9 protein-coding genes are annotated in these 11893 nt (G+C 69.3%); 3 read left to right on the top strand and 6 right to left on the bottom strand.

Annotated elements, in window-relative coordinates; genetic code table 11:
* Positions 1-95: 95 nt before the first annotated feature.
* Positions 96-2510, bottom strand: a complete 2415-nt coding sequence (locus tag F788_RS0103620) for an EAL domain-containing protein (RefSeq protein WP_038037570.1) — start codon at positions 2508-2510, stop codon at positions 96-98.
* A gap of 200 nt (positions 2511-2710) precedes the next feature.
* Here F788_RS0103620 and F788_RS0103625 point away from each other — a divergent pair, with 200 nt between their 5' ends.
* Positions 2711-3730: a DUF21 domain-containing protein gene (locus tag F788_RS0103625; protein WP_019021253.1), complete on the top strand. Its 1020-nt coding sequence runs from the start codon at positions 2711-2713 to the stop codon at positions 3728-3730.
* Between the two features lie 30 nt (positions 3731-3760).
* On the opposite strand, the gene F788_RS0103630 is transcribed toward F788_RS0103625, so the two are convergent.
* Together F788_RS0103630 and F788_RS0103635 are read right to left on the bottom strand one after the other, a co-directional pair.
* A complete protein-coding gene (locus F788_RS0103630) occupies positions 3761-4141 on the bottom strand; it encodes a YajD family HNH nuclease (protein WP_019021252.1) in 381 nt (126 codons plus the stop codon).
* 23 nt (positions 4142-4164) lie between these two features.
* Positions 4165-6159 (bottom strand): site-specific recombinase, encoded by a 1995-nt coding sequence (locus F788_RS0103635; RefSeq protein ID WP_018870040.1) that lies wholly within the window; start codon positions 6157-6159, stop codon positions 4165-4167.
* A 144-nt stretch (positions 6160-6303) separates the two neighbouring features.
* Between F788_RS0103635 and F788_RS0103640 the strand changes: the two genes are divergently transcribed.
* Both F788_RS0103640 and F788_RS0103645 read left to right on the top strand, forming a co-directional pair.
* The gene (locus F788_RS0103640) at positions 6304-6918 is read left to right on the top strand and encodes a BMC domain-containing protein (protein ID WP_018870039.1); all 615 of its coding nucleotides are present in this window, start codon (positions 6304-6306) and stop codon (positions 6916-6918) included.
* Between the two features lie 5 nt (positions 6919-6923).
* Positions 6924-7541, top strand: a complete 618-nt coding sequence (locus F788_RS0103645) for an NUDIX hydrolase (protein WP_019021250.1) — start codon at positions 6924-6926, stop codon at positions 7539-7541.
* 127 nt (positions 7542-7668) lie between these two features.
* Here the strand turns inward: F788_RS0103645 and F788_RS0103650 are convergent, their stop codons facing one another.
* The 3 genes from F788_RS0103650 to F788_RS0103660 form a co-directional block, all read right to left on the bottom strand.
* A complete protein-coding gene (locus F788_RS0103650; RefSeq protein WP_019021249.1) occupies positions 7669-8298 on the bottom strand; it encodes a hypothetical protein in 630 nt (209 codons plus the stop codon).
* Positions 8299-9720: 1422 nt separating this feature from the next.
* A complete protein-coding gene (locus F788_RS0103655; protein ID WP_019021248.1) occupies positions 9721-11439 on the bottom strand; it encodes a proline--tRNA ligase in 1719 nt (572 codons plus the stop codon).
* A gap of 49 nt (positions 11440-11488) precedes the next feature.
* Entirely contained in the window at positions 11489-11830 is a 342-nt protein-coding gene (locus F788_RS0103660; protein WP_018946422.1) for a phenylpyruvate tautomerase MIF-related protein, read from the bottom strand.
* Positions 11831-11893: the final 63 nt, after the last annotated feature.

Raw genomic sequence — 11893 nt, forward strand, 5'->3', positions numbered from 1 at the left:
GGGGACGTATCCCGGGCCGCGGGTCGGCCCAATTCGGGAGTGTAGATGCCGGGGCGGCCCTTCGGGTGACGAATCCGCCGCGTGCGTGATCCGGATCACTCGACCGGGGCCGGGGCGGAGGTCTGCGACGGCGTACAGGCGGCCAGCGGGGCGGGCATGGCCAGGCCGTAGCCCTGGCCGTAGGGGATGCCCAGGGCGCGCAGGTGGTTGCCGATATGTTCGTTCTCGACATGTTCTGCGATGGTGGTCAGGCCGACGATGCCGCTGATGTCATGGATGGCGCGCACCATGGCGAGGTCGATGGGGTCGTGCTCGATGTCCTTGACGAAGCTGCCATCCACCTTGAGAAAGTCCACCGGCAGGTTCTTCAGATAGGCGAAGGAGGACAGGCCGCTGCCGAAATCGTCCAGCGCGAACAGGCAGCCTTCGCCACGCAGCTCGCGCATGAAGCGCGCGGTGCGGGTCAGGTTGCCGACCGCGGCGGTTTCGGTGATCTCGAAGCACAGGCGGTGGCCGGGGATGCCGGCCGAGCGCACCCGTTCCAGCAGGAATTCGGGGAAGGCCTCGCTGTTGAGGGCGGTGCCGGAGATGTTGATCCCGATGACCGGCAGTTCGGCACCGCGGGCCTGGCAGTCCTGCATCCATTCCAGTGCGGTTTCCACCACCCAGCGATCCAGCTGGCACATCAGATCGTATCGCTCCGCCGCCGGGATGAAGGTCCCCGGGGGAACCGGGTTGCCATGCTCGTCGCGCAGCCGGAGCAGGAGCTCCTGGTAGGCGGGCGGTCCGTCGTCCAGTGCGAGCACCGGCTGGGCCCAGAGTTCGAATTCTCCGCGTTCGATCGCCTGGGGGATGCGGCTGACCCAGTGCATCTCGCCCGCGCGATCGGCCAGATCGACATCCTGCGGGGTGTAGACGCGGACCTGATTGCGTCCCGAATCCTTGGCTGCGTAGCAGGCGGTGTCGGCGTGGCGCAGCAGCTGCTGGGTGGACTCCGATTCGGCGTCCACCGGCACGACGCCCAGGCTGGCCGACAGGGCAAAGACGTTGTCTTCCCAGAACAGACGCATGCCGGCGATCTCGCTGGCGATGTCCACGGCCATCTGGCTGCCCTGCTCGATGTCGCAGTCCTGCATCAGGATGCCGAATTCGTCGCCGCCCAGACGCGCGAGGTGGTCCTGCGGCCGCATGATGCTGCGCAGCATGCCCGCGATCTGGCGCAGCATCTCGTCGCCGGCCTGGTGGCCGCGGGTATCGTTGATCAGCTTGAACTGGTCGAGATCGAGATAGCACAGCACATGCGGGCGTCCGTCGCTGCGGGCGCCGTGCAGGGCTTCCTCGACCAGCTGCTCGAAACGTCGCCGGTTGATCAGGCCGGTCAGGTCGTCATGCGAACTGTAGTAGGCCATGTGCTGCAGGGCCTCGCGGACTTCGGACACGTCGCGCAGAACGATGACGTGTCCGCGTGCGGTGCCGTCGGTGTCCTGCACCGGGGTGACGGTCAGCTGGACCGGCAGGCGGGACCCGTCAGAGCGCCGGAGGACCTGTTCGTCGGCGCCGTCGCCGCGTCCGCTGGCCGGGGGAGCGGCATCACCGCCGGGCAGCGGGTCCAGGGGGCGGCCAGTGCTTTCGTCTTCCAGCTGCAGCACCCGTTCGAGCGGCTGTTCGGTCAGTTCTTCGACCGGCTGGTGCAGCAGTCGGGCGGCCATCGGATTGGCGTAGTCGATCCGGCCGGTGGTGTCCACGGTCAGCACGCCGTCGCCAATCGAGGCCAGGGTGGTCTGCGCGCGGCGCTGTTCACGCGCATGGCGGGCACGCTGCTCTTCGATGATCGCCTGCTGATGCCGGCGTTCCAGGCGCATGCCCAGCCATTCGGCACACAGCCCGAGGAAACTGCGGACCACCGGGTCAGGCGGACGGCGGGTGCGGTGACTGCGGCGACACGCGGCCAGGACCACGGGCTCCGGCAGATCGGCCGGCACCCGCACGAGATCCACCCGTCCGGCCGCCGGCAGCTCCACTTCCTGTCCGGGGACGCTCCGGGGAACCGGCTCTTCGGCGCCGCGCGTGCACAGCGCGGCGGCCCGTTCCTCGATCAGACAGGCCGGGCGCTGCGGGTCGCGCGCCCAGTGGGCCAGACGCTCGATGCCCGTGTCGCCCTGCCGGAAAAGCGCGATCTCGTCACTGTCCAGCTCGCCGGCCGCGGCCTCCAGCAGACGGCGGAAGGCCCGGGCGTCGTCCTCCGCTTCCGGCTCGCGGGTCCCGGCCGTGACCGCGGCGAAGGCGCGCAGCACGTGGGTGTGCGACGCGAGCACGCGGATGCGCGCGAGCATGATGCCGAACAGCAGCCCGACCGCCGACGGGATGACGAACAGCTGTGGCGGGAAGCCTTCGACGGCGTAGACGAAGCGCACCTGGACCACCGCCAGCACGGCGACGATCGCCACGGCCAGCGCCGTATAGCGCAGATAGATCGGCCAGGTGTCCCGCCAATCCGGATGCTTTTGCATGTTTTCCCCCTTCAGGAAACGCACACATGGATCAGCGTTTCCTTAACGGACCGCGCGGCTTTTTTGTGCTCTGGCGGCCCCTCCTTTGGTCGCCGCATACGCTACACCGCGAGGCGCAGCGGGTACAGTCCGGCGGAACCGATCGCAGTGCCATCCGGGTGTGGGATACTGGCGGCATCAAGCGACCGCCGGGGGCGAGGATGACGACTGCGCTGACCTGGATCGGCGTGCTGCTGTGCCTGTCGCAGTCGGCGATCCTTTCGGGACTCAACCTGGGGCTGTTCGCCCGCAGCAAGCTGGAACTCAAGGTGGAGGCCAGCAAGGGGGACGCGCGGGCGCAGCGGGTCCTGCACCTGCGCGAGGATTCCAACTTTGCGCTGGTGACCATCCTGTGGGGCAACGTGGGCGTCAACGTCCTGCTGGCGCTGCTCTCCGGCTCGGTGCTCGGCGGGGTCGCGGCGTTTCTGTTCTCCACCGTGGTCATCACCATCTTTGCCGAGATCATCCCGCAGTCGTATTTTTCCCGCCACGCCCTGCGCGTGGCCTCCGTGCTTTATCCGGTGCTGCGTTTCTATCAGTTTCTGATGTATCCGGTCGCGCGGCCCACTGCGTGGGTGCTGGACCGCTGGCTGGGCGGGGAGGAGATCCGCTATTTCCCGGAACGCGACCTGCACCAGGTGCTGGATCTGCACATGCGTGCGGGCGAGAGCGAGATCGCGCGGGTGGAGGGGCGCGGGGCGCGCAATTTCCTCGAGCTGGACGACATCGCGGTGCGCCACGAGGGCGAGCCGGTGGATCCGGCCAGCATTCTGACCCTGGAGTTCGACGGGGACCGGCCGCGGTTTCCGCACATCGAGCCGCGGGTGGACGACCCGTTCCTGCGCAGTATCAATCGTTCGGCCTGCAGCTGGGTGATCGTCACCGACCCGAACGGCGCGCCCCGGCGGGTGCTGCGCGCGGCGGATTTCACCCGCGAGGCGCTGTTCGCGCCGGAGCGTTTCGACCCGCTGCATCACTGCCTGCACCCGGTGGTGGTGCGCGACGGATCGCGCCGCCTCGGCGAGCTGATTCCGCATTTCCGCGTACGCCCGGCACACGAGGGGGACACGGTGCTGGGCGAGGACGTGATCCTGCTGTGGGACGAGCAGCGGCGGATCCTCAGCGGCACCGACATCCTCGGGCGGCTGCTGCGCGGGGTGGCCCGGCCGGCGCCGGAGTGACCGCGCGGGAGGCGCGCGGAGCGGTCCGGTTCAGTCCTTGCCCGGGTCTTTCAGGCGTTCGGCGAGGTCGGCGAAGGGGTTCCACGTCGCGCCCCCGGACGTCGCCGCGGTGCCGGACCCGCCGCCGGATGCCCCCGCCGCACGCGCCTCGCCATGGCGCTGGTGTTCGTTGTCATGGCAGTACAGGCACAGCAGCTCCCAGTTGCTGCCATCCGGGGGATTGTTGTCGTGGTTGTGGTCGCGGTGGTGCACGGTCAGTTCGTGCAGGTTGGCGCGGGTGAACTCGCGGCCGCAGCGCCCGCAGACCCACGGGTACATGCCCAGGGCCTGCTCGCGATAGCCGCGTTCGCGTTCGTCCCGCTCGCGCCGGGCGCGTGCGACCAGATCGTCCAGACGTTTCGAATCGCTCATGCCCGGAGCATAGCCGTGCGCGCTCAGTCGCGCGAGCGCGGGGGCGGCAGCAGGAATTCCGCCGGGTGGCGCCGCAGGTGGCGGCCGTAGGCGCGCAGCAGCCGCGCCGGGGAGCCGATGCGCACGCCGCGGGCGCGCAGCGCCACGTACAGTGCCAGGCCGAAGCTGACCCACAGGTTGATCGCACCGATCAGCAGCACGAACGCCAGGAACAGCCCGAAGGTGGCCAGGGCGAGTCCCTCGTTCACCGTGACGTAGCCCAGATTGGCCGACGCGAACGCCACGTGCTGGATATCCAGCGGCAGCCCGGTGAGATAACCGACATAGCCGGTGGCCCCCAGCAGGGCCCCGAACACCATGTTGCCGAGCACGGCGCCGTAGTGGTAGCCGACCCAGTTCGCCAGGCCGTGGCGCGCCCGCTGCGGCAGCAGGCGCCGCAGCAGCGGGTGTTCGCGCAGGCGCCCGGGCAGGTCGAGATAGGCGCAGCGGTTGTCCAGCCAGCCGGCCACCAGCCCGGAGACGAACAGCCACACCCCGGCGATGGCCGCGAACAGCAGGGCGAGCCCGGCGAGCGGGCGCAGGCCGTCCAGCAGATAGTCGGCCTTCGTGCTGTCCAGCACCGGCTGTTCGAAGACCGACAGCGCGAACAGACCGATGAACAGGGCCATGGGCAGGGCCACACCCACGTTGCCGAGGATGGCGGCGAACTGCGAACGTCCCACCCGGACCAGCAGATCGGCCAGTTTCGACGGGTCGGCGGTGCCGCGTTCGGTCTGTTCGATGGCCGCGGCCATGCGTGCCGCGGTCATCGCGGGCTGCTTGGTGGCCACCGTCAGGTGCAGCATGTGGATCAGCACGAAGCCCAGGCCGTAGTTGAGGCTGGACCAGAATGCGTACCAGCCCTCCGACAGTCCGAGGTGGCCGATCTGGATCTTGATCAGGGCCATCAGCGCGATGATCACGCCGGCGCCGGCGCCGGACCCGAGCATGCCGAAGTATTCCTGGCGTCCCCGGGTGATGTACTTCTCGCCGGTGTCGGAGACGTGCTGGGTCACGCTGCGCGAGACCTGGCGGATGTTGTCCTGCCACAGGGCGCGCACGCCGTGGCGCCGGGCGCTGGTGGTCACCAGCTCGCGGAACAGGCCGACGGCGGTGGCGCGGGTGGTCGCGGATTCTTCGGGCTCGAGCAGATCCAGCAGCTTGTGGATGCGCGCCAGCGTCTGGTTCAGCCGCTCCAGCAGGTGTGTCAGCGACAGGCTGTTGCCGCGGCTGTGCGACAGCGTGCGCAGCTTCTCGATCTGCTCGGCGCACTGCTCCAGCAGGACCCGCGCATGGCGGTCGTCACGGCGCTCGCGGGTCGGGTCCTGCAACCAGGCGCGGTACTCGCGCACGTAGGCCGCGATCTCGCGTTCCTGCGCCACGAAGGCCGAATTGCGCTCGGCGATCGACGGATCCAGACGCAGGAGTTCGGGTTCCAGCTCCTCCGCCGCGATCCAGATCGAGAGCATCTCCAGGGCGTAGAGGATCTCCTCGCGGGCCCGTTCCAGGACTCCGGGGTGTTCGCCGGAAAGACAGCCGAGCGCGCTCAGCAGGCGCAGCCAGGCATCGTCCGGCAGGCGTGCCACCCAGACCGCGTCGTCCGGATCGTGGAACACGTGATAGAGCACGTCGCGCAGGTCGGTGCGATCCATCGGCGACGGGTTGATGCGCTCGTACAGCAGTTCCGCGGCCTCGCGGAAGAAGCCGCGGCGCGAAAACAGTCCGATCCCGGTGTACAGCGTCAGGTGGCGGGCGTCTTCCAGCCCGGCTTCCAGGCGTTCACGCAGGCGTTCGCGCAGCGCAGGCTGATCCTGCAGGGCCAGTACCAGGGATTCCAGGCGCGCGATCACCGGAGCGACATTGCGCGGGTCGTCCGGGCGCAGCCAGTCGACCAGGCGCCGGAGGATCTCCGCCAGGTCGATGTCGGGGTCGTCTTCGAGGGCGGTCAGCAGGTCCGCGGGGTCATCGGCTTGCGACATGGGATTCGGGCTGGATTCCGGATGATGGCGCGAAGCTTATCATTCGTTCCCGGTGACCGCGCGCCCGCGGATTTGATCGGCGCCGCCCCGCAGTCCAGAATACGCCCCCTGCGGCCGGCCCCGGCGACCTTCCCGACGAGATCGATGATCAAGCTCCGTACCTACGTCTACATGGACTCCCTGCAGCCGCAGCTGGCGGCCTACATGGCGACCGTCTCGCAGGGATTCCCGCCGGTGCCGGGTGACTCCTGCCTGTGGGTGGAGGTCTCGCCGGGCATGGCCGTGCACCGCCTGACCGACATCGCGCTGAAGTCCACCCGCGTGCACCTTTCGCAGCAAGTGGTGGAACGCGAATACGGTTCCATGGTGGTGCACCAGCGCGACGACTCCGACGTGCAGGAGGCCGGGCGCGTGCTGCTGTCGCGCATGGGGGCCGAGGTCTCCGACCGCCAGCAGTGCAACATCCCGTGGCAGGAGATCATCCGCGGGATGTCGCCCGACCACACGGTGCTGATCAACCGCCAGAACCGTCGCGGCTCGATGATCCTGCCGGAACAGAGCATGTTCATCCTCGAGGCCGAGCCGGCGGGCTACATCATCTATGCCGCCAACCAGGCGCTGAAGGCCGCGCACGTGACCCTGATCGACGTCAGTGCGGTGGGGGCCTTCGGCCGGCTGATCCTGGCCGGGAGCGAGGCCGACATCGACGAAGCGGCGCGCGCCGCCAGCGCCGCACTGGAACGCCCTGCGGGAACCTGAGCGCCATGCATCGCGAACAGCTGCTGCATCTGCTGCAACGTCACCAGACCCCGTTCATCGAAGAGGCGGGCTTTCGCCGCCGCGCGCTGGATTTCGTCCGCCGGCACCCCGACTGCTTCAACTGCGATCTGCTGCCGGCGCATGTCACCGGCTCCGCCTGGGTCCTCAGCCCCGACCGCGAGCGGGCGCTGATGTTGCTGCACGGGAAGCACAACCGCTGGTTCCAGCCCGGCGGCCATGCGGACGGTCAGGCCGACATCCTCCAGGTGGCCCTGCGCGAGGTGCACGAGGAGACCGGGCTGGCACGCGAGCACATCCGACTGGTCGCCGAAGACGTCTTCGACCTGGATATCCACACCATCCCCGCCAGCCCCGAGTTTCCGCAGCACGACCACATCGACGTGCGCTTTCTGGTGGAGATCGACGACCGTCTGGAGATCCCCGGCAGCCACGAATCGCACGCCGTGCTGTGGGTGCCGCTGCAGCATGTCTCGCGCTACAACAACAACCGCTCCTGCTGGCGCATGGTGGAAAAGAGCCGCCGACTGCGCACTGCCGAGCATGTCGACGACCCGGTGCCGGCCCACCGGGTGCCGGGTCCGGGCACCCGCCCGGGGTACTGATTCGCGGCCAGGGCCGCTCCTGCGACGCCTGTAGGGTGCCTGCTCGCAGGCGAACGGCCAGGGCCGTTCCCACGATGCCTGTGGGAGCCTGCTTGCAGGCGAACAGGGCCGGGCCGGCGCCGCATGTTCAGAACCGCCGGGAGCCATGCCCGGGCAGGGGCACCGCCTCCACGTGTACGCGCACGTTGCGCAGCTCCAGCGGCCCGTCGGAATCCACCCGGCGGGTCTCGCCGCGGCGCCAGCCGGAGCGCCACGGCAGGCGGGCCGCACCGAACTCGGTGCGGCCACGGGACGGCACGTCCAGCAGCAGGAGGCCTTCGCGGTAGGCGACCTTCATCTCTCCCGAACGTCGTTCGCTGTGGACCTCCACCGTGCGCGTCTCGCCATCCGCCAGGGTGAAGGCCAGCGGGGCATAGCGCCGTTCGCGGCCGCCGATGCGCATCCGCCCGCGCTCCAGGCTCACGCGGATCAGGTCACCGAAGTGCCCCTCCTCGCCGCGGTGGATGCGGTCGATGCGCGCCTGGCGTTCCGCGCGTTCGCGCGCCTCGATCTTCTGCTGCTCGCGCCGGGTCTGCTCGCGCTCCTTCTGCACCGACTCCCAGGCGCGCATCGCCTCCTGGCGCTCGGATGTGCTCATCTGCTCCCAGTGTTCCTCCGGCACGCCGTAAATGCGCGGGGCACAGGCCGCCAGCATCACGGCCAGGCTCAGCACGGCGGATATCAGGATGAGGCGGGCAACGGATCGGGTCATGGTCATGGCGGCAATCCCTGTCGGATGGAACATGATGGCCGCCGGGGCGGCTCGGTCAGTCTATCCTGCCGGGGCCGCCTGAGTGGCGGCTGAACGGCCATGCCCCTGGCGGCCGTGCCACCCGCTGCCGCGCGGTTTCAGGCTGGCGCCCGGCGGTTGTGGGAGATTGCTTGCAAGCGAAACGGGCTGCTGCCGGGCCTGACCGCTGCCGCGAGGCCTTGAGCTGGCGCTGCGGAGTCGGCGGCTTTGGCTACCGCCGGGGGTTGCGCTCTCTCGCGAGCGCGCCGCGAGGTCCTTTCTTGCTTGCCCAAGAAAGGACCCAAAGAAGGGCACCCGGAGCTCGCCCGGGAACCTTGCTCCGGGCGCCTCGCGCCGGCGGCGCCGAACTCGCGAAGCTGCGCTTCGCTCAGACAAGCAGCGCCTTTTCTCCCGCGCCCGACCTCTGCGCTCGGTGCGGCAAACGGGGGCGCAGGGCCACCGGTCGTTCCTTTTCCGCCAGGCGGGCAGGCCGGGGGTTATGAACGCCCCCGGCCGAGACCAGGACCGTTGGCAACCGATTGTGTCGGATCGGCGAGAGGGCTCGCCTCCCACCGTGTTGAAACCTGTTCCCGCAGGAGGCCGGCCCTCCGGCCGATCGGGGCCGGGATGCCGTGTCGCATGGGAAGATGTCGCCCCCAAAGGACACCACGAGCCTACGGTTCGCTTGCAAGCAAGCTTGTATGTTTACTCGTGGCAGGCCTAGAAAGGGTCTGTCGGGGCGGAGGGACGAAGCAAGCATCTCCCACAGTCACCGTTGCATACCCGGTACCGGGAGGGTGCCCGGGTAGGGCCATGGGCATGCCCTGCCGAGCCGCATGACCTTCTTCCATCAGGGCTTGGGGGTGGGCCGGCCCCTGCCCGCACGCGATTCCTTTGCAAGGATGGTTGGGAATGAGCTCTGCGAAGGGCCCGTACAAAGCTTGAACCCGTTGGTGCACCGGGCCGCCTTTGCATCAGAAGCCAGGAAACGCACGATTCGGGCGCCCCGCAACGAAGCGGGTCGGGACCGGGGCACCAATGGCCTGAACGCCTCCGGTTTACCCCCCCTCCCGTTGCGAGCCCCTTGCGGAGGGTGCCTCGCGCCGGAAACAAGGCGCCGGATGTTTGAGCGAAGCGCAGCTTCGCGAGTTCGGCGCCGCCGGCGCGAGGCGCCCGGAGCAAGGTTCCCGGGCGAGCTCGGGTGCCCTTCTTTGGGTCCTTTCTTGGGCAAGCAAGAAAGGACCTCGCGGCGCGCTCGCGAGAGAGCGCAACCCCCCGGCGGCAGCCAAAGCCCCGGACCCCGCAGCGCCAGCTCGAAACCCCGCGGCAGCGGTCAGACTCGGGCAGCAGCCCCTGCTCGCTTGCAAGCAAGCTCCTGCAGCCGCATCCGGGCGCGGGCGCGGATGGCGCCTACGCGCCGTGCCCCGTGCGTTCGCGCAGGGCCGCCACCAGTCCGTCCATCGGCAGGTGTTCGGCCTCGGCGGCGGTGCGGGCCTGGTATTCGAGTTCGCCGGCGTCCAGGCCGCGTTCGCCGATCACGATGCGGTGGGGGATGCCGATCAGCTCCATGTCGGCGAACATCACGCCGGGGCGCTGTTCGCGGTCGTCCAGCAGGACCTGGAAGCCGGCGGCCTCGAGCTCGTCGTGCAGCTGTTCGGCGGCCTCGCGCACGCGCTGCGACTTCTTCGCGCCGATCGGGCAAAGGGCGATGTCGAACGGGGCGATGGCGGTGGGCCAGCAGATGCCGCGCTCGTCGGAGTTCTGTTCGATCGCGGCGGCGACCACGCGCGAGACGCCGATGCCGTAGCAGCCCATGGTGACGATCTGCTCGCGGCCGTCCTCGTCCAGCACCCGGGCGCCCAGGGCCTCGGAGTACTTGTCGCCGAGCTGGAAGATATGGCCGACCTCGATGCCGCGGCGGATCTCGATGGGGCCGGAGCCGTCGGGCGCGGATTCCCCCTCGGTGATGTTGCGCAGGTCGGCAGTCTCCGGGCGCGGCAGGTCGCGTTCCCAGTTGACGCCGGTCAGGTGGTGGCCGTCCTCGTTGGCGCCGACCACCATGTCGGCCATGCCGAGCACGGCGTGGTCGGCCAGCACCGGGATCGGGCTGTCCACCGGGCCCAGGGAGCCGGGGTCGGTGCCGAACACGGTACGGATCTCGGCCGCCTCTGCCATGCGCAGCGGCTCGGCGATCCAGGGGTGCTTTTCGGCCTTGACGTCGTTGAGTTCGTGGTCGCCGCGCAGCACCAGGGCGACCAGATCGGCGTCGACCGCGTCGCTGGCGGCCACCACCAGGGTCTTGACCGTGCGTTCGGTCGGCACGTCGAGGAAGGCCGCGAGATCGGCGATGGTGTGGACATCCGGGGTGGCGACCTTCTGCAGCGTCTCGGCGGGGGCGGCCGGTGCGGCCGGGCCGGGGCAGGGCGCGAGTTCGACGTTGGCGGCAAAGCCGCCCGGGGAGAAGGCGATCGCGTCCTCGCCGGAGGCGGCCAGCACGTGGAACTCGTGCGAGGCATTGCCGCCGATCGCGCCGGTATCGGCTTCCACCGCGCGGAAGTCGAGGCCGCAGCGCTGGAAGATGCGGCAGTAGGCATCGTGCATCTGCTGGTAGGTCTGCCCCAGGGAGTCGGCATCCAGGTGGAAGGAGTAGGCGTCCTTCATCAGGAATTCGCGCGCGCGCATCACGCCGAAGCGCGGGCGGCGTTCGTCGCGGAACTTGGTCTGGACCTGGTAGTAGTTCACCGGCAGCTGGCGGTAGCTGCGGATCTCGCGGCGGACCAGATCGGTGATGACCTCTTCATGGGTCGGGCCATAGCAGAAATCGCGTTCGTGGCGGTCCTGGATGCGCAGCAGCTCGGCGCCGTAAAAGTCCCAGCGCCCGGACTCCTGCCACAGCTCGGCCGGCTGGATGGCCGGCATCAGCACCTCCAGGCCCCCGGCCCGGTCCATCTCCTCGCGCACGATGTTCTCCACCCGGCGCAGCACGCGCAGCCCCAGCGGCAGCCAGGTGTACAGCCCCGAGGCGAGCCGGCGGATGTAGCCGGCGCGCAGCATCAGCTGGTGGGAGACGATCTCGGCGTCGGCCGGGGTTTCCTTCAGGGTGTTCAGCGGGAATTGCGAGACGCGCATGGGGCTCGGGCCTTGTGGTCGGTGGTCGTTGAGCGGACGGGGTCGGGGATCAGAACGTGGTGCCGTTGGTGCCCCAGAAATGGCGCGGGGCATCGGCGAACTCGATGTAGACGCGCGCCGGCTCCACGCCCAGTTCGGCCTGCAGGGCGTCGCACAGCTTGCGTGACAGCTCGCGGGTCAGGCCCTCGGGCAGGCCGATGCTCTTGAGTTCGCAGTAGGCGAGTGCCTCGGTGCTGCCGCCGAAACGCATGTGCGCGTTGTGGCCAAGGGCGACCATCACGTAGCCCTCGGGCTTGTTCAGCCATTCGGCAACCGCGGTCGACAGGCGGGCGGTGACGGCATCCGGATCGGCGGGCAGGGCAACGTTGGTCTCGATACGCAGCAGTGGCATGGCGGTCTCCCGGGAATGAAACGGTGGTCGGGGAACGTCCCCGTGCGGGTGCCGTTATGATAC

Source organism: Thioalkalivibrio sp. ALE10, from assembly GCF_000381385.1.
Lineage (GTDB): Bacteria > Pseudomonadota > Gammaproteobacteria > Ectothiorhodospirales > Ectothiorhodospiraceae > Thioalkalivibrio.

Coding starts and splice junctions, on each gene's coding strand:
- F788_RS0103635 (WP_018870040.1), bottom strand. CDS start 6,159: ATGTCGCAAGCCGATGACCCCGCGGACCTGCTGACCGCCCTCGAAGAC.
- F788_RS0103625 (WP_019021253.1), top strand. CDS start 2,711: ATGACGACTGCGCTGACCTGGATCGGCGTGCTGCTGTGCCTGTCGCAG.
- F788_RS0103640 (WP_018870039.1), top strand. CDS start 6,304: ATGATCAAGCTCCGTACCTACGTCTACATGGACTCCCTGCAGCCGCAG.
- F788_RS0103620 (WP_038037570.1), bottom strand. CDS start 2,510: ATGCAAAAGCATCCGGATTGGCGGGACACCTGGCCGATCTATCTGCGC.
- F788_RS0103655 (WP_019021248.1), bottom strand. CDS start 11,439: ATGCGCGTCTCGCAATTCCCGCTGAACACCCTGAAGGAAACCCCGGCC.
- F788_RS0103630 (WP_019021252.1), bottom strand. CDS start 4,141: ATGAGCGATTCGAAACGTCTGGACGATCTGGTCGCACGCGCCCGGCGC.
- F788_RS0103650 (WP_019021249.1), bottom strand. CDS start 8,298: ATGACCATGACCCGATCCGTTGCCCGCCTCATCCTGATATCCGCCGTG.
- F788_RS0103645 (WP_019021250.1), top strand. CDS start 6,924: ATGCATCGCGAACAGCTGCTGCATCTGCTGCAACGTCACCAGACCCCG.
- F788_RS0103660 (WP_018946422.1), bottom strand. CDS start 11,830: ATGCCACTGCTGCGTATCGAGACCAACGTTGCCCTGCCCGCCGATCCG.